The following is a 17,295-nucleotide window of genomic DNA, read 5'->3' as shown; positions in this document are numbered from 1 at the left end:
TGTCCAGGTGTGTCACGACCCTGTCATGACACTTGTCATAGTAGAGCGATCATGACAAGTGTCATAGTGTGGGTCGATGGAGAAGCCGCAGCGGTCCCCACGGGAACGGATGGTCTACGAGGCCGCGCAGGCCATGCGCGAGGACGGTGTCGGAGGCGCGGCCCTGCGGACCGTCGCCACCCGTGCCGCCGCCCCGCGCGGCTCACTCCAGCACTACTTCCCCGGCGGGAAGGACCAGCTGGTGACCGAGGCGCTCGAGTGGTCAGGAGAATTCGCTGCCGCACAGGTCCGCGCCTACCTCCGCGACACACGTCGGCCCAGTCCTTCTGGCATGTTCAACGACTTGGTGCGCCAGTGGGCTGCGGAGCTCGAGGACCGGCAGTTCGCGCGCGGCTGCCCTGTCGCCGCCTCGGTCGTCGACACCGCCAACGCCAACCCGCAGGTACGGGCGGCCGCAGCGGCTGCTCTCGCCACCTGGCAGAAGCCCCTGCGCTCCGGCCTGCGGACCATGGGAGTGCGGCCGGCTCGGGCCGCCGCCCTCGCCACGCTGATGCTCGCAGCGTTGGAAGGAAGCCTGGTCCTGGCCCGCGCCGAGCGGGACACCCACGCGCTTCGGGTGGTGTCCAGGGAGCTCGCGCCGCTGTTGGACGCAGCCCTGCCGTGAGGAGGCTGCGAACGGTCGTGGCGAGCGCCCTGCTGCTCGGCGGCGCCGTGGGCTGCAGCAGCACCCCTGCGCCGGTGCCCATGCCCTCTCCCCGGCCCATGCAGTGGGCGGCCGTGGACCTCCCTGCCGGTGCGCGCCCGCTGCTGGTCCGCGCGGGCGACGGAGTCGTCCTGGTCGCGACCCGCACCGGGGAACGGGCATCGATGTACCGGGTCGACGTGCCGGGCACGGCCGCTCCGGCCCGGTCAGGCTCGAGCCGCACAGCGTCTACGCCCCGGGCGCCCGCTGGGTCGACCTTGCCACCGACGGCCGGCGCGTCCTGGCGCTCGGGCGAGCGTCAGGCGGGGCCCACGGCCTCCCCCGGTGGACCGTGTGGGACGGCACGCCGGCACGCCTCGTCGAGGAACCCCAGCCGTTCGAGACCTTCGGTGGACCACGATCGGGCGGGCTGGCCGCGGTCGGACTCGGCCGAGGAGCTGTGGTGGCGGGGACGTGGGACGACGACGGCCCGGGCCTGGACGCCAGGCTCTGGACGGACACCGCGCCGCACGGGTGGGACCGCGTCCCTGCCGACCCTGCTCTGGCCAGCACCGGCCGCCTCCTGCCCCAGCCTGCGGCAGTCGGCTGGTCAGCCACGCGGCTCCTCGTGGCCGGCTCCGTGACCGACCTGGGCGGAGGTTCGTCCGTCGTCACCCGCGCCACGACGTGGACGGCACCCAAGGTGAGCGGGCCGTGGACGCGCCATGACCTGCCCACGAGGAGCCCCTCGGCCCGCGCCACCAGTGCGGCCTGCGCAGGTGACGCCTGCTGGGTCGCCGGGCTCGACGGGGATGCTCCCGCGGCATGGGAGGTGGCGCCGGCGTCCGTCACCCGATCGCCCCTGCCCGCGGTGCCGACCTCATCGGGCGTGCCTCCAGCCCTTTCCGTGACAGCGGGCTCTGTCTGGGTCGCGGTGGCCGGGCGCGAGGCCGTCGTGCTGGCTCGTCAGGAGGGCAGCGGCTGGGTCGCCTTCCGGGGACCTCCCGGTCGACCGGTGTCGCTGGCCGCGTCACCCGGGCGGCTGGTCCTCGTGACGGGCACGGCGACCGGCACCCGGCTCTGGACGGCCGCGACGGAGTGACCGTGGTGGCCGGTCAGCGGATCAGGACGTGACCTGCGGGCGTTGACAGCCGGGTCCACCGGCCGTGCGCCCACACCGTCATCTCTGCCCCGGGAGCAGCGAACCCCAGCACGTATGCCGCGAAGGCGCCGCCCGCAGGAACCGGCGGGGTCGTGGTCGTCAGCCGCCCCCACACCCGTCGGCGCAGGGCCGTGACGGCCGCGCTCCCCGCGTCCGCAGGGGCGCCCGAGGCGACCTCCTCGATCCCCTGTCGCGCCACGGCATACACCTCGTCGGCGGTGACCGCCCCGACGCGCTCCCACCCGCCACGCGGCGGCGCCATCGCCGCCCAGGCGACGCTGACGGTCACCGGGGGCAGGGACAGGGTGGAGCCGCCCTCGCGGGCGAGGCGGTCGGTGACCGCGGCCAGCGACACCGTGACGTCGAGGTGGACCGGCTCGGCCAGCGGCATCGCCCGCAGGCCGATCACGACCCCCTCGGCCATCAGGCCGCTGCCCGGCAGGACGCCGACGTAGGCGGCCAACGTCTGCCCGGTCGCCTGGAGCCGGATCGCGCCGTCCTCGTCCGCGGCCTTGGCGCGGGCGACGTAGGTGCGCAGGTCGTCGAGGCCCTGCGGGTCGGGGAAGGTCAGCTCCATCAGCGTCGACGCCAGCGGAAGGGCACCGGCTCACCCGAGTGCGCCCTGAGCATGGCCCGCAGCGTGTCGTCCATCCGTCGCGGGGTGCTGGTTGCGAAGTCGTAGAGGACCAGCGTCGTCTCCGCGCGGGCGTAGACCACGTCGCCCTCGCCACCTTCGGCCGACGGCCGCCCGTCGCGCACCTCGTAGGCGAGGTCGAAGCCGGCGCCCCCGATCTTGGTGGCCCACATCTCCACGACGATGGGCGGCACCCGGAACAGCAGGGGCGCGAGGTACTCGATCTCGTGGCGCGCGACGAGGATCCCCTCCGAGAGCACCGACCGGTCCTGGCCGAACCAGTCCTCGAAGCCGATCACGCGGGCGTCCTCGAGCAGCCGGAGGAACTGCACGTTGTTGACGTGGCCATAGGCGTCCATGTCGCTCCAGCGGAGCGGCACGTTGACCCGGTACCGGGCGGTGGGCTCGGTGGAGTCGCGGCGGTCGTCGGGACTCCCGTCGGGGTGCTGGTCGTGGGCCATGTGGACATCCTCGCAGGGCTGTCGGGCCGGCGGCATACGGTGGTCGCCATGGAGACCACCGCGGCACCCGACCTGCACACCCAGGCCACCACCGTGCTGCGGCGCCTGGTCGGCCGCGACGACGTCGACTTCCGCGACGGCCAGCTCGAGGCCGTCGAGGCGCTGGTCGGCCGGCGCCGCCGGGTGCTCGTCGTCCAGCGCACCGGCTGGGGCAAGTCGGCGGTCTACTTCGTCTCCACCGCCCTGCGCCGGGCCGAGGGCGCCGGCCCGACCGTGATCGTGTCGCCGCTGCTCGCGCTGATGCGCGACCAGATCGCCGCCGCGGGCCGGGCCGGGATCCGGGCGGTGACCATGAACTCCGCCAACGCCGACGAGTGGGGGCAGGTCTCGGCGGCGCTGGCGGCCGACGAGGTCGACGTGCTGCTCGTCAGCCCCGAGCGCCTCAACAACCCGCGGTTCCGTGACGAGCAGCTGCCCGACCTGGCCCGCCGGTGCGGCCTGCTCGTGGTCGACGAGGCCCACTGCGTGTCCGACTGGGGCCACGACTTCCGCCCCGACTACCGCCGGATCCGCGACCTGCTCACGGTGCTGCCCGCAGACACCCCGGTGCTGGCGACCACGGCCACCGCGAACGCCCGCGTCGTGACCGACGTGGTCGAGCAGCTCGGGGCCGGCGGCCATGACGTGCTGACCCTGCGCGGCGGCCTCGCCCGCGACTCGCTGCGCCTGGGCGTGATGGCCCTGACCTCACCCGAGCAGCGGCTGGCCTGGTTGCTCGCCCACCTCGACTCGCTCCCCGGCAGCGGCATCGTCTACACCCTCACCGTGTCGGCCGCCGAGGACATCGCCGTCGCCCTGCGCGAGGCGGGCCACGAGGTGCGGGCCTACACCGGCCGCACCGACCCGGCCGACCGCGAGCGCCTCGAGGCGATGCTGCGCGACAACCAGGTCAAGGCGCTCGTGGCGACCTCGGCGCTGGGCATGGGGTTCGACAAGCCCGACCTGGGCTTCGTGCTCCACCTCAGCGCGCCCTCGTCGCCGGTCGCCTACTACCAGCAGGTCGGCCGTGCCGGTCGCGCCACCGAGCGGGCCGACGTGCTGCTCCTGCCCGGCCCGGAGGACAAGGACATCTGGGCCTACTTCGCCTCCGCCTCGATGCCCCGTCAGGAGCAGGCCGACGCCGTGCTGACCGCCCTGGCCGGCTCGGCCAAGGCGCTGTCCACCGCAGCGTTGGAGTCGATCGTCGACATCCGGCGCACCCGGCTCGAGCTCCTGCTCAAGGTGCTCGACGTCGACGGCGCCGTCCAGCGGGTGCCGGGTGGCTGGACCTCGACCGGCCAGCCGTGGACCTACGACGCCGAGCGCTACGCGCGGGTGACCGCAGCCCGGGTGCGCGAGCAGGACCTCATGGTGAGCTACGAGCAGACCGGCAGCTGCCGGATGGAGTTCCTCCAGGAGTCGCTCGACGACGACTCCGCCGCGGCGTGCGGACGCTGCGACTCGTGTGCCGGGGTGTGGTTCCCCACCGACATCCCTGCCGTCGCGGTCACCACGGCGCGAGGTCGTCTCGAGCGGGCCGGGGTCGAGCTGGAGTCGCGGGCGCAGTGGCCGACGGGCATGGACCGGCTCGGTGTGCCAGTGCGAGGGAAGATCAGCCCCGACGAGGCGATGGAGACCGGTCGGGCCGTGGCCCGGCTCACCGACCTGGGCTGGGGTCAGCAGCTCCGGTCGCTCCTGCGAGCGCCCGATGCCGCGGTGCCGCCCGAGCTGTTGCGGGCCTGTGTGCCGATCCTGCGCGACTGGGGCTGGACCGAGCGACCCGTCGCCGTGGCCATGGTCCCGTCCCGCACCCGTCCGCTCCTGGTCGAGTCGCTGGGCCGGGGCATCGCCGAGATGGGCCGGATGCAGTGGCTGGGCGCCCTCGACGCCGTCGACGGTGGACCGGTCGGCGAGGCGGGCGGCAACAGCGCCTTCCGGCTCGCCGGGGTGTGGGGTCGTCTGGAGGTCGGCGCCGAGCAGGCGTCAGGCCTGCGCGGGCTCGACGGACCCGCCCTGCTGGTCGACGACATCGCTAGCTCGCGCTGGACGCTCACCGTCGCGGCCGCCGCCCTGCGCCGTGCGGGTGCCACCGGCGTGCTGCCGTTCGTGCTGGCCCTCGACGCCTGACGCCGGAGGGTTGCCTGCAGCCGTCAGGCCGGCCACGCCTGCCATGCCGTCGAGCGGCACGGTGAAGATCGGCAGGAACACCTGCACGACCGGGCCGATCAGCACGGCATACAGCACGGTGCCGAGCCCGACAACCCCGCCGAGCAGCCAGCCCACGACGAGCACGGTCACCTCGATGCTGGTCCGCACCAACCGGAAGCTGCGCCCGGTGCGGCGCACGAGACCGGTCATCAGACCGTCGCGCGGACCGGGGCCGAACTGGCTCCCGATGTAGAGCGCGCCGGCCAACCCGTTGAGGACGATCCCGCCCACCAGGAGCACGACCCGCAAGACCATCGCGTCGGGCGCCTCGAGCAGCGCCAGCGTCGCGTCGGTGGCCAGACCGATGACGACCACGTTGGCGACGGTGCCCAGCCCGGGCCACTGCCGCAGCGGGATCCACAGCAGCAGCACCGCCACCCCGACGATGATCGTCACGGTGCCGAAGCTGACCGGCAGGTGCTGGGCGATGCCGTAGTGGAACACGTCCCACGGGTCCAGCCCGAGCCCGGAGCGGACCATCATCCCCATCGAGACCCCGTAGAGGGTCAGGCCCACGGCGAGCTGGACCAGCCGACGGGTGGTGCGGCCGGCCCGCAGCTGCTGCCGGGGAGTGAGGGAGGCGAGGGAGGTGCGGGTCATGGTGCCAAGATTGGCCTGCATTGGTCTGTTCTTCCATAGCCAATCGTGAGAAAGTGGTCTGCATGGCGACCCGAGCAATCTCCGCGACCCGGCTGGTGCCGATGCTGGGCGCGGCCCTCGAGACGGCGCCGGCGTACCGCGGGCTCGCCGACGCCGTGCGGCTCCTCGTCGCAGACGGGCGGGTCCCCGTGGGCACCCGGCTGCCCAGCGAACGCGACCTCACCACCGCCCTCGGGGTGAGCCGCACCACCGTCACGCGCGCGTATGCCGAGCTGCGCGACCGCGGGTACCTCACCTCGCGGCAGGGCTCCGGCAGCGTCGTCGCGCTGCCGGGCGACCCGGCCGGGCGACGGCAGGGCACCGCGCTGCACCCGTCGTCCGAGCAGCACGACGGAGGCGTCATCGACCTCACCTGCGCCTCGATGAGCGCCCCGCCGGGGACGGTCGCCGCCTACGAGCGCGCCGTGGCCGAGCTGCCCCGCTACCTCGCCGGCACGGGCTACCACCCACTCGGCCTGATGTCCTTGCGCGAGGCCCTCGCCCAGCGGTTCACCGAGCGCGGGCTGGCGACGACACCCGACCAGGTCATGGTGACCAGCGGAGCCCTCGCCGGGCTCGCCGTGACGGCTCGCGCGCTGCTCTCCCCCGGCGACCGCGTGCTGCTCGAGAGCCCGACCTACCCCAACGCGATCGACACGTTGCGGCGCTCCGGGTCGCGCGCGGTGGCCCTGCCCCTCGACCGCAGCGGCTGGGACATCGGCGCCGCCGAGGCCGCCCTGCGCCAGACCGCCCCGCGTGCCGCCTACCTGATCCCCGACTTCCACAACCCGACCGGCGCGCTCATGCCCGACGCCCAGCGCGCCGAGCTCGGCGACGCCCTGGCCGGCACCCACACGGTCGGGGTCGTCGACGAGACGCTGGTCGACCTCGCCCACGACCCCGACCTCCGCATGCCCCGCCCGCTCGGCGCCCACCACCCGCGCACCGTGACCCTGGGCGGCGCCAGCAAGTCGTTCTGGGGTGGCCTGCGGATCGGCTGGATCCGCGCCCCCCGCGAGCTGATGCCCGCCCTCGTGGGCGCCCGGCTGACCCTCGACCTCGGGGCGCCGGTGCTGGAGCAGCTCGTGCTGACCGACCTGCTCGCGCACCGGGAAGAGATCATCGCGGACCGGCGCGCTGCCATCGTGTCCACTCGTGACGCCCTGGTCGACGCGTTGCGGATTCGCTTGCCGCAGTGGAGGTTCCGCATGCCCGAGGGCGGCCTGTGCCTGTGGGTGGAGCTGCCCGAGGCGTTGTCGACCCCGCTGTGCGCGGCGGCCGACCAGCGCGGCCTCGTGCTGGCTCCCGGGGCCCAGTTCGCGGTCGAGGGTGGCATGGAGCGGTTCCTCCGGTTGCCGTTCACCGGTCACCCGACGGAGGTGGTCGGCGAGGCGGTCGAGCGCCTGGCCCTGGCCTGGGACGACGCGCAGTCGGCCCGGCCGTCGAGGCACGGTGGCTCACCCCTCGTCGCGTGAGCGCGGGCGGCGGCGGCTGACCACCACGCCGACCAGGCAGACCGCTCCGCCGACCAGGGCGAGCGTGCTCGGCACCTCCGACAGGAAGACCCAGGACATCAGCACGGACAGCACGGTCACGAGGTAGCCGAGCGGTCCGAGGCGACCAGCCGGCATACGTCGCAGCGCGTAGGCCCACGTCGTGAAGGCCACCGCCGTCGGGAACGCACCGAGGTAGGCCGCCCCGAGCAGCGCCGACGTGGGTGCATCCTGCGCCTCGCGCACCAGCTCGCCCGCGTACGGCAGGGTGACCACGGTGCCGACCAGGCAGCCGAGCCAGGTGGCCCGCAGCGCGTCCACGCTGCTAAGTGTGACCTTCTGCAGGAGCACCGACGACGCGTAGAGCACCGCGGCCACGAGGGCGAAGGCGATGCCCGCGCCGTCGCGCCGTCCACTGGAGTCCGACGCCATCAGGGCGACGCCCGCGAAGGCCACGGCGCACCCGAGGAAGACCGGTCGCGAGAAGCCCTCACGGAGGAAGAGCCCGCCGCCGAGGGCGATGAGGACGGGGGCGACGTTGACCAGGAGCGCCGCCGTGCCGGCGTCGACGTGCCGCTCCGCGGCGTTGAGCGCGACGTTGTAGCCCGCGAACCAGAGCGCGCCGTACCCCACGACGGGAAGCACCGCGCGCCAACCGCGGGGCAGCAGCGGGCCGGCAGCGCGTCCGGGCCCGAGCAGCACGAACGGGGTGAGCCCGACCGCGGCGACCGCGACCCTGGCGAGGGCCATCGGCCCGGGCGACAGGTGCGCACCGCTGCTGCGGATGACGACGAAGGCCGACGCCCAGAGCACGATGGTCACGAGCGCGGCCCCGGCCGCCCGGGTGGCGGGGCTGACCAGCCGCCGCGGCTGCGCGGTCTCCGGCAGGGTGGCGTCGCGGGGCTCGAGGACTGGACTGGTCGCGGTGGTCACCGGTCAATCGTCGAGGGCGGGGACACATCAGCACAAGCGATGGTTCCTTCACTTCCGTTAAGCATCACTGTATGGTCGGAGCATGCTCGACGTGCATCGCCTCCGTGTCCTGCGCACCGTCGTCGCCACCGGTTCGGTCGGTGCGGCAGCCACCACGCTCGGCTACACCCCGTCCGCGGTGAGCCAGCACCTGGCCACTCTGCAGCGCGAGACCGGCCTGCTGCTCATCGAGCGCAAGGGTCGCGGCATCCAGCCGACCGCGGCGGGCCGCACCCTGGCTGACGAGGCCGGCCGCGTGCTGGAGTCGCTCAGCGGCGTCGAGGGGGTGGTCGGTGACCTGCGCGCCGGTCGGGTGGGGCGGCTCTCGATCAGCTACTTCGCCTCTGCCGGGGCGGCGTGGATCCCGCCGATCGTCGCCGGGCTGATGCAGGAGTTCCCCGAGCTGCGCCTCGACCTGCGGCTCATCGAGCTGCTCGGCGACGGGCACCCCGATCCCGACCTCGAGATCTTCGTCGGCGGTGCCGACGAGCACCTGCGCCCGGGCCGCGCCCAGTCCCGCGTGCACCACCTGCTCGACGACCCCTATGCCGTGGTCGTGCCGACCGACCATCCGCTGGCCCGGGCTCGGAGCGTCCCGCTCGCCGAGCTGGCGAGCGAGCAGTGGGTGGACAACGACTTCAACCGCGGCTTCTGCCGCCAGGTCATCCTCGACGCCTGTGCCGAGGCGGGTTTCAGCCCCGACTTCCGCATCGAGACGCACGACTACCCCACCGCGATCGCCTTCGTGGCGGCCGGCGTCGGCGTCACCGTCCTGCCCGGTCTGGGGGCGACCCGGCTGCCCCCGGGTGTCGTCGCGATCCCGCTCGTGGCACCCACGCCGGTGCGGCACGTCTACGTCGCCGTGAAGGCCTCCGTCGAGCACCACCCGGCCGCCCGGAGAGCCGTCGCACTGCTGCGTGAGCGCGTCACCGCCCCCGCTAGGGTCGAGGCGTGAGCGACGAGAGCACCCCTGACATCGCCCCTGGGTCAGACCCCGACTTCGACCCCCTGGCCGACCTGCTCGACACCCTCGACCTCGAGGAGCTGGGCACGGCCAGGATCACCGTCGAGGGCGTCGGCGACCGCGCCGACTTCGGCGAGTCCGGGGCAACGGTCTTCCTGGGGCGCAGCCAGAAGATGCCCCACGGGCGGGTCTTCGGCGGGCAGGTCCTGGCGCAGTGCGTGATCGCCGCCGGCCGCACGATGCAGGACGTCGACGACGGCGACGGCCCCCGGCACATCCACTCCCTGCACGGCTACTTCATGCGGCCCGGCGACGACACGCAACCCATCCGGTTCGCGGTCGAGCGGATGCGCGACGGCAACTCGTTCTCCACTCGTCGCGTGCACGCCATCCAGGACGGCTTGCCCATCCTGTCGATGATCACGTCGTTCCAGGAGGCCTCCGGGGGCCTGGACCACCAGGACCCGATGCCCGTCGTCCCCGGCCCGGACGAGCTCCGCTCGCTCGCCGACGAGTTCGGCGGCATCGACCACCCGGGTGCCCGTCACCTGGTGAAGCGCCCGATCGAGCACCGCCACGTCGAGAACAACCTCTTCGTGGCGCCCGGGCCCGAGCTCACCGCCCACCAGAGTGTCTGGATGAGGGCGCTGGGGCGGCTGCCCGACGACCCGCTGATCCACGCGGCGGTGCTCGCCTACGCCTCGGACTACACGCTCCTCGAGCCGGTGATCCGCAAGCACGGGCTCACCTGGACCGACCGCCGGCTGCGCCCGGCGAGCCTCGACCACGCGATGTGGTTCCACCGGCCGGTGCACGCCGACGAGTGGATCCTCTACACGCAGGAGTCGCCCTCGGCCTCGGGCGGCCGCGGGTTGGGGATCGGGCGGATGTTCGCCGCCGACGGCACCCTCGTCGCGACCGTCGCCCAGGAGGGCATGGTCCGCGTCAAGGAGTCCTGACCGTGACCGAGGCGGGACCGCGCGACCCGGGCCAGTGGGTGGTCGACGACCTCCGCGCCGACGACCACGAGGCCTGGTCCCGGCTGCACCGCGGCTACCTCGACTTCTACGAGTCCACCCGCCCCGACGAGGTCAGCGCCATCGTCTGGGGCTGGCTGACGGACCCGGCCCACGAGCTCGAGTGCCTGGTGGTCCGCAAGGCAGCTGGCTCGGAACCCGTTGGCATCGCTCACCTCCGACCCTTCATCCGACCGCTGCACGGATCGGTGGCCGGCTTCCTCGACGACCTGTTCGTGGCACCGGGGCACCGTGGCAGCGGAGCCGTCGACGCACTCCTCCGCGGCGTGCAGGAGCGCGCCCGTGAGCGGGGGTGGACCACGGTCCGCTGGATCACCCGGGCGTCGAACACCAGGGCCCGGTCGACCTACGACCGGCTCGCCGTGCAGACCGACCTGGTGACCTACGACCTCGCCGTCGACTGACCCATCCGCACGACTGCCGCGGTGAACGGCGGCAGGTGCACGCCATGGCCCCGGAGCCGGGTCTGTGCCGGCTCCCAGGCGAGCACGACACTCTCGGGTGCTGCGTCGAGGGGCACGGTCCAGCGCGACTCGGCCAGGTTGACGACCACCCGGTGGGCGCCACGACGGACGACGAACCAGCCGGCACCCTCATCGAAGTCGACTGCCACTGACTCCAGGCTTCCGTTGCCGAGGTCGAACTCCTTGCGCCGCAACGCGATCAACGCCTGGTACCACGCGAACATCCGCGCGTGCTCCCCTTCGTGGAGCTCGGCCCAGTCGAGCTGCGAGCGACGGTAGGTCTGCTCGTCCTGCGGGTCCGGCACGTCCTCGGCGGCCCAGCCGTGGGCCTCGAACTCGCGACGGCGCCCTTCGGTGACGGCCCGCTTCATCTCCGGCTCGTCGAAGTCGGTGAAAAACTGGAACGGCGTCGTGGCCGCCCACTCCTCGCCCATGAACACCATCGGCGTGAACGGACCGGTGAGGTAGAGGGCTGCCCCGATGGCCTGGCGACCCGGTGTCACGACCGCGGAGATGCGGTCGCCGACGGCCCGGTTGCCGACCTGGTCGTGGGTCTGCAGGTAGGCGAGGAACCGTCGCCCGTCGACCTTCCGGCGGTCGACCGGGGCACCCCACTCGGCGTCGCGGAAGCTGGACCAGCGGCCGTCGTGGAGGAACGCCCTCGTGAGCGTCTTGGCCAGCACCGCGAGCGGCCCGCCGTCGGGCAGGGCACGGCAGTGACCGGCGAAGTCACCGTAGTAGCCCTGGGTCTCACCGGTCAGGGTGACGTGGAGGGCGTGGTGGATGTCGTCGTCCCACTGGGCGTCCATGCCGAGCCCACCGTCGGCGGTCGGGGTGACGGTGCGGGGGTCGTTGAGGTCGCTCTCCGCGATGAGGTCGAGGGGCCGGCCCAGGCGCGCGCTCAGCGTCGCCACCTCGTCGGCCAGCTGCGCGAGCACGTGCTGGTCGGAGTCGTCCCTGAGCTCGTGCACGGCGTCGAGGCGCAGCGCGTCGACGTGGAAGTCGGCGAACCACCGCAACGCGTTGTCGATGATCCAGCGCCGCACGTGGAGGCTGCCCGGGCCGTCGAGGTTGAACCCGTGGCCCCACGGCGTGGGGTGCGACTCGGTGAAGTAGGGACCGAACCGCGACAGGTAGTTCCCGACCGGCCCGAGGTGGTTGTAGACGACGTCGAGGCACACGCCGAGGCCGAGGCCGTGACACGCGTCGACGAAGCGCTGGAGCGCCGCGGGCCCGTCGTACTCGTCGTCGACCGCCCACGGCCCGACGCCGTCGTAGCCCCAGTTCCAGCGACCCGGCCACGAGGCCACCGGCATCAGCTCGACGACATCGACCCCGAGGTCGACCAGGTGCTGCAGCCGACGCTGCGCAGCGTCGAGGGTGCCCTCGGGGGTGAAGGTCCCCACGTGCAGCTCGTAGACCACGGCGCCGCGCACACCCTCACCGTGCTGCGGCCCGGCCCAGGTCGCGTCGCGCCAGGCGTACCGGCCGGCGTCGAACCAGCGGCTCTCGCCGTGCACGCCGTGGGGCTGCCAGGCCGAGCGCGGGTCCGGGGTCACGTCACCGCCGTCGACGCGGAAGGCATAGTCCAGACACGGGTATGCCGCCGTGCCCGGCTCAGCGGCGGGGGCCTCCCAGCGCCACCAGCCGTCGCCCTTGCGCTCCATCTCCGAGCGCCGCGCCGGGCCGTCGTCGAGCGACCACTCGACCTCCACCTGCTGGGCAGCGGGCGCCCACACGGTGAGCTCGGGCCCGGGAAGGACCGGCTCGCCTGCCGGCTTCGTCGCGGGCGAGGACGTCATTTGTGCGGTGTTCATTTGGGGTCAAGGCTGCCATGCCGCACGAGCAAGGCAACCGGAAGGGCCGCCAGCACCTCGGAGAGCTGTGCTGACCCCCCGGGTCCGGGCGGCACGGGCCGGCCGGTGAGCAGGTCCTCCCACCCACCTTCGGGGAGGTCGAGCCCGGCAGCGCCCCACCCGCCGTCGGCGCGCAGCCGCTCGCCGAGGCGGGTCACCACCGCGACCACTTGGGTGCCGCTCGCGTCGCCCCTCCCCAGGGCCAGGGCGTGCGCGCTCGAGGTGGGGACGGCGGCATACGTGGCGTCCTCGCCGGTGAACCACTCGGGGTGGTCACGGCGCAGTCGGAGGGTGCGTGAGGTGACGAGCAGCTTCTCGTCGTCGAGGTCGCGGGCGGGCTCGCCGGCGTCGAGCCGGGCGAGCCGCTGCCTGCGGGTGGAGTAGTCGACGGGCCGGCGGTTGTCGGGGTCGACGAGGGACAGGTCGACGAGCTCGGTGCCCTGGTAGACGTCGGGGACGCCGGGCAGCACGAGCTGGAGGAGCTTCTGGCCCAGCAGCGTCTCGCGGGCGGCCGGGGCGGCGCGGTCCACCCATCGGCCGACCTGCTCGACGAGGGCGGGCTCGGTGGTCAGGGCCGCCACGAACGTCGCGACGTCGGCCTCGTAGTCGCCGTCCGGGTCGGTCCAGGTGGTGTGCTGCTTGGCCTCGCGGACCGCCTTGGTGGCGTAGGCCTGCAGGCGGTCGTTGTCGACCGGCCAGGCGCCGACGGCGGTCTGGAGCAGGAGGTACTCGGTGGCCGGGTCGAGCCGGCTGCCCCGGTGGGGCGCCGCGAGGTCGCGGGTCGCGCGCACCCAGGCCGCCCACTCCCCCGGCAGCTCGGCGAGGACCGAGAGCCGGGCGCGGACGTCCTCGGACCGCTTGGTGTCGTGCGTGGAGAGCGTCGTCATCGTGGTCGGCCAGCTGGCGAGCTGACGGCTGGCGAACGCGTGCAGCTCGGTCGGGTCGAGGCCGAGGTGGCCGGGGTCGCCGCCGACCTCGTTCAGACCGGTGAGGCGTGCGTAGCGGTAGAACGCGGTGTCCTCGATGCCCTTGGCCATGACCGGGCCGCAGGTCTGCTGGAACCGCACCATGAACTCGCGGTGGGCGGCCTCGGCGGCCTCGTCCAGCTCGTCGAGCGGCGTGCCCTCGGCCAGGAGCGAGACGATCCCCACCGCGTCCTGGTCGGCCTCGGCGACGTGGGTGGCGGCGCGGGCCTCGGCGTGGGCGACCACCTGCAGCTGGTCGTGGTCGTCGGGCTGGCCGGGCACGAGGTAGGCGCGGTAGCGGTCCATCGCCACGAGCAGCGCGCCCAGTCCACGGCGCAGGGCGGCCTGGTCCTCGTCGGGCACGATCTTCGCGAGCAGGCGCATGAGCCGGTTGACCTCGGCCTCCTGGACCTGGGCGACGACCTGCTCCTTGGCGGCCAGCACCAGCTCGTCGAGCTCCTGTCGCTCACCCACGAGCTCGGCGAGCAGGTCGGTCAGCGGCGCCTCGCCCTCGGAGTCGACGAACACCTGCTGCACGCGCAGGAGGGTGTCGTAACCCGTCGTGCCCGCGCAGCGCCAGTCGTCGGGCAGCTGCTCGTGGCCCTCGAGGATCTTCTCGGCGACCACCCACGCGTCGCCGGTGGCGTCGGCCAGCCGGGCGAGGTAGCCCGCCGGGTCGGCCAGCCCGTCGGGGTGGTCGATCCGGAACCCGTCGATCGTGCCGGCACCGAACTCCTCCAGCAGGAGCCGGTGTGTGTGGTGGAACACGTCGGGGTCCTCGACCCTGACGGCGACCAGGGTGGTGACGTCGAAGAACCGCCGGTAGTTGAGCCAACTGCTGCCCTCGCGCCAGTCGCAGAGCCGATAGTGCTGCGCTGCAACGAGATCGGCGAGGTCGAGCGACTCGGTCCCGGACCGGACGGGGAAGACGTGGTCGTAGTAGCGCAGGACCGTCTCGTCACCGTGCGGCCCACCGCCCGCCTCGACGGAGAGCTCGTCGGCGGCCAGCACGGCCTCGAGCGACTGGCCGAGCACCGGCACCAGGACGCGCCCGTCCTCGGCGTCCCAGTCGACGTCGAACCAGTGCGCGTGGTCGGAGTCGCGCCCCTCGCGCAGCAGGAACCACCAGGGGTGGTTGAGCGACGCCGGGGTCGGCGTCGTCATGTGGTTGGGCACCACGTCGACGACCGTGCCGAGGCCGGCCTGCCGGAGGGCGGCAGCCAACAGGTCGAAACCCTCCGCGCCCCCCGCCTCCTCGTTGAGGAACTCGTGGCTGACCACGTCGTACCCGTGCGTCGACCCGGGGGCCGGCGCCAGGATCGGCGACAGGTAGGCGTGTGAGACCCCGAGTGCGGCCAGGTAGTCCGCCTGCTCGGCAGCAGCACCGAAGGTGAAGGCCGGCTGTACCTGCAGCCGGTAGGTCGCGGTGGGCACCACCCGCCCGGCGGCGGGCCGGTGCGGTGCTGCACCCCCCGGCATACCGGTCTGCACCGCGCCCGTCGACGAGCTCATCGGCGCGCGAGCGCCGCTCCGGCCGGCGACCCTGACGGAAGCACTCGAGGACAGCGCAGCACCACGACGCTGCGGCCCTGCGCGGTGATCTTGGCGTCGGGCTTGTACTCCTTCGCCTCGACCTCCTGCGCGGACGTGTCGAGCTCGGTGACCCAGCGGTCGCCATACTCCTTGCCCGGGAGCACGAACGGGAGCGGGTCGTGGTGGCCGTTGAAGATCACCAGGAAGTGGTCGTCGAGGGTCTGCTGCCCGCGGGTGTCGGGCTCGGGGATCGTCTGTCCGTTGAGGAAGACCATCATCGAGCGCGCGTAGCCGTTGGCCCAGGAGTCCTCGTCCATGTGGTTGCCGCCAGGCTCGAACCAGGCGATGTCGCCGACCGCGCTCTCGCCACCGTGGTCGGCCGACCCGGCGAAGAACCGGCGCCGACGGAACACCGGGTGGTCACGACGCAGCGCGACGAGCTTCTGGGTGAAGGAGATGAGGTCGAGCTGGTCCTGGTCGAGGTCCCAGTCGATCCACGAGATCTCGTTGTCCTGGCAGTAGCCGTTGTTGTTGCCGGACTGGGTGCGACCGAGCTCGTCACCGTGCAGGAGCATCGGCACTCCCTGCGAGAGCAGCAGCGTTGCCAGCATGTTGCGCTGCTGGCGCAGCCGGAGCGCGTTGATCTTCTTGTCCTTGGTGGGGCCCTCGACGCCGCAGTTCCAGGAGCGGTTGTGGCTCTCGCCGTCGTTGCCGTCCTCGCCGTTGGCATCGTTGTGCTTCTCGTTGTAGGACACCAGGTCTCGCAACGTGAAGCCGTCGTGCGCGGTGACGAAGTTGATCGAGGCGATCGGCTTGCGCCCGCTGTGCTCGTAGAGGTCGCTCGAGCCGGTGAGCCGCGAGGCGAACTCGCCCAGCGTCGCGGACTCGCCACGCCAGAAGTCGCGGACCGTGTCGCGGTACTTGCCGTTCCACTCGGTCCACAGGGGCGGGAAGTTGCCGACCTGGTAGCCACCGTCGCCGACGTCCCAGGGCTCCGCGATGAGCTTGACCTGGCTCACCACCGGGTCCTGCTGGACGAGGTCGAAGAAGGCCGACAGCTTGTCGACCTCGTGGAACTGGCGGGCCAGCGTCGCCGCGAGGTCGAACCGGAAGCCGTCGACGTGCATCTCGGTGACCCAGTAGCGCAGCGAGTCCATGATCAGCTGCAGCACGTGGGGGTGCCGCATGAGCAGGCTGTTCCCGGTGCCGGTGGTGTCGTAGTAGTGCGCCTTGTCGTCATCGACCAGTCGGTAGTAGGCGGCGTTGTCGATCCCGCGGAAGCAGATGGTGGGGCCGAGCTGGTTGCCCTCGGCCGTGTGGTTGTAGACCACGTCGAGGATGACCTCGATGCCCGCCTCGTGGAGCGCCTTGACCATGCCCTTGAACTCGGCGACCTGCTCCCCCCGCGTGCCGTATGCCGCGTAGCCGTTGTGCGGTGCGAGGAACCCGATCGTGTTGTAGCCCCAGTAGTTGGACAGGCCCTTGTCCCGCAGGGTGAAGTCGTTGACGAACTGGTGCACCGGCATCAGCTCGATGGCCGTGATGCCGAGGCCCTTGAGGTGCTCGATGATCACCGGGTGGGCGATACCCGCGTAGGTGCCGCGGATCTCGTCGGGGATGTCGGGGTGGGTCTCGGTGAGGCCCTTGACGTGGGCTTCGTAGATGACGCTGTTGTGGTACTCGTGCCGTGGCAGGCGGTCCTGGCCCCAGTCGAAGAACGGGTTGATCACGACCGAGAGCATCGTGTGGCCGAGACTGTCCTCGACGTTGGCCTTGGCCGGGTCCTCGCTGGGGGCGTCGAAGTCGTAGGAGAAGAGCGACTGGTCGCCGTCGGGCTGGCCGTCGATCGCCTTGGCGTAGGGGTCGATGAGGAGCTTGTTGGGGTTGCAGCGATGGCCCTCGGCCGGCTTGTAGGGGCCGTGCACGCGGTAGCCATAGCGCTGGCCGGGCTGCACGCCCGGGAGGTAGGCGTGCCACACGAACCCGTCGACCTCGGGGAGCTCGACCCGGGTCTCCGCGCCGTTGTCGTCGATGAGGCAGAGCTCGACCTTCTGCGCCACCTCGGAGAAGAGCGCGAAGTTCACCCCGGTGCCGTCATACGTGGCGCCGAGGGGGTAGGACTTGCCGGGCCAGATTTCCATGCATCGCCTTCGTCGTTGATCAGCCCACGGGGGTGCGGGGCCGGG

General features: G+C 72.6%; 13 protein-coding genes. 7 read left to right on the top strand and 6 right to left on the bottom strand.

Translation table 11 applies throughout. From position 1 onward, the window contains the following. The first annotated feature begins 76 nt into the window (after nucleotides 1–76). Nucleotides 77–664, top strand: a complete 588-nt coding sequence (locus ASG95_RS07815) for a TetR family transcriptional regulator (RefSeq protein WP_056923624.1) — start codon at nucleotides 77–79, stop codon at nucleotides 662–664. A 481-nt stretch (nucleotides 665–1,145) separates the two neighbouring features. Beyond that, the gene (locus ASG95_RS07810) at nucleotides 1,146–1,784 is read left to right on the top strand and encodes a hypothetical protein (RefSeq protein ID WP_157581830.1); all 639 of its coding nucleotides are present in this window, start codon (nucleotides 1,146–1,148) and stop codon (nucleotides 1,782–1,784) included. Between the two features lie 13 nt (nucleotides 1,785–1,797). Here the strand turns inward: ASG95_RS07810 and ASG95_RS07805 are convergent, their stop codons facing one another. Both ASG95_RS07805 and ASG95_RS07800 read right to left on the bottom strand, forming a co-directional pair. Continuing rightward, nucleotides 1,798–2,421: a hypothetical protein gene (locus ASG95_RS07805; RefSeq protein WP_056923626.1), complete on the bottom strand. Its 624-nt coding sequence runs from the start codon at nucleotides 2,419–2,421 to the stop codon at nucleotides 1,798–1,800. After that, a complete protein-coding gene (locus ASG95_RS07800; RefSeq protein ID WP_082592426.1) occupies nucleotides 2,421–2,939 on the bottom strand; it encodes a thioesterase family protein in 519 nt (172 codons plus the stop codon). Before ASG95_RS07800 ends, ASG95_RS07805 begins: the two co-directional genes overlap by 1 nt. Nucleotides 2,940–2,987: 48 nt before the next feature. Here ASG95_RS07800 and ASG95_RS07795 point away from each other — a divergent pair, with 48 nt between their 5' ends. Both ASG95_RS07795 and ASG95_RS07785 read left to right on the top strand, forming a co-directional pair. Further along, nucleotides 2,988–5,105 carry an ATP-dependent DNA helicase RecQ gene (locus tag ASG95_RS07795; RefSeq protein WP_057378807.1) on the top strand — a complete coding sequence of 706 codons (2,118 nt, stop codon included), beginning with the start codon at nucleotides 2,988–2,990 and terminating at the stop codon, nucleotides 5,103–5,105. Nucleotides 5,106–5,848: 743 nt separating this feature from the next. Then, nucleotides 5,849–7,300, top strand: a complete 1,452-nt coding sequence (locus tag ASG95_RS07785) for a PLP-dependent aminotransferase family protein (RefSeq protein ID WP_056923811.1) — start codon at nucleotides 5,849–5,851, stop codon at nucleotides 7,298–7,300. Here ASG95_RS07785 and ASG95_RS07780 read toward each other — a convergent pair. Further along, a complete protein-coding gene (locus tag ASG95_RS07780; protein ID WP_235543603.1) occupies nucleotides 7,283–8,251 on the bottom strand; it encodes a DMT family transporter in 969 nt (322 codons plus the stop codon). The two genes, ASG95_RS07785 and ASG95_RS07780, sit on opposite strands and share 18 nt — an antisense overlap. Nucleotides 8,252–8,333: 82 nt before the next feature. Between ASG95_RS07780 and ASG95_RS07775 the strand changes: the two genes are divergently transcribed. Genes ASG95_RS07775 through ASG95_RS07765 form a run of 3 tightly spaced genes read left to right on the top strand, consistent with a single transcriptional unit; the run spans nucleotide 8,334 to nucleotide 10,695 of the window. Then, nucleotides 8,334–9,245, top strand: coding sequence for a LysR family transcriptional regulator (locus tag ASG95_RS07775; protein ID WP_056923627.1), 912 nt, complete (start codon nucleotides 8,334–8,336; stop codon nucleotides 9,243–9,245). Continuing rightward, the gene (locus ASG95_RS07770; protein ID WP_235543601.1) at nucleotides 9,242–10,213 is read left to right on the top strand and encodes an acyl-CoA thioesterase II; all 972 of its coding nucleotides are present in this window, start codon (nucleotides 9,242–9,244) and stop codon (nucleotides 10,211–10,213) included. The genes ASG95_RS07775 and ASG95_RS07770 overlap by 4 nt, the downstream gene beginning before the upstream one ends. A 2-nt stretch (nucleotides 10,214–10,215) precedes the next feature. Further along, the gene (locus tag ASG95_RS07765; RefSeq protein WP_235543599.1) at nucleotides 10,216–10,695 is read left to right on the top strand and encodes a GNAT family N-acetyltransferase; all 480 of its coding nucleotides are present in this window, start codon (nucleotides 10,216–10,218) and stop codon (nucleotides 10,693–10,695) included. Here the strand turns inward: ASG95_RS07765 and treZ are convergent. From treZ to glgX, 3 genes are read right to left on the bottom strand one after another with little or no spacing between them, the layout of a single operon-like run. Continuing rightward, nucleotides 10,674–12,572, bottom strand: coding sequence for a malto-oligosyltrehalose trehalohydrolase (treZ, locus tag ASG95_RS07760; RefSeq protein ID WP_235543597.1), 1,899 nt, complete (start codon nucleotides 12,570–12,572; stop codon nucleotides 10,674–10,676). The genes ASG95_RS07765 and treZ overlap by 22 nt on opposite strands. Further along, a complete protein-coding gene (gene treY / locus ASG95_RS07755) occupies nucleotides 12,569–15,088 on the bottom strand; it encodes a malto-oligosyltrehalose synthase (protein ID WP_157581829.1) in 2,520 nt (839 codons plus the stop codon). The genes treZ and treY overlap by 4 nt, the downstream gene beginning before the upstream one ends. Next, the gene (glgX, locus tag ASG95_RS07750) at nucleotides 15,085–17,250 is read right to left on the bottom strand and encodes a glycogen debranching protein GlgX (protein ID WP_056923630.1); all 2,166 of its coding nucleotides are present in this window, start codon (nucleotides 17,248–17,250) and stop codon (nucleotides 15,085–15,087) included. The genes treY and glgX overlap by 4 nt, the downstream gene beginning before the upstream one ends. Nucleotides 17,251–17,295 lie beyond the last annotated feature (45 nt).

The sequence above is a fragment of the Phycicoccus sp. Soil803 genome, from assembly GCF_001429685.1.
Classification (GTDB): Bacteria; Actinomycetota; Actinomycetes; order Actinomycetales; family Dermatophilaceae; genus Pedococcus.
Note: the sequence above shows the minus strand (reverse complement) of the source record. Positions and strands in the feature narration are given on the sequence as shown.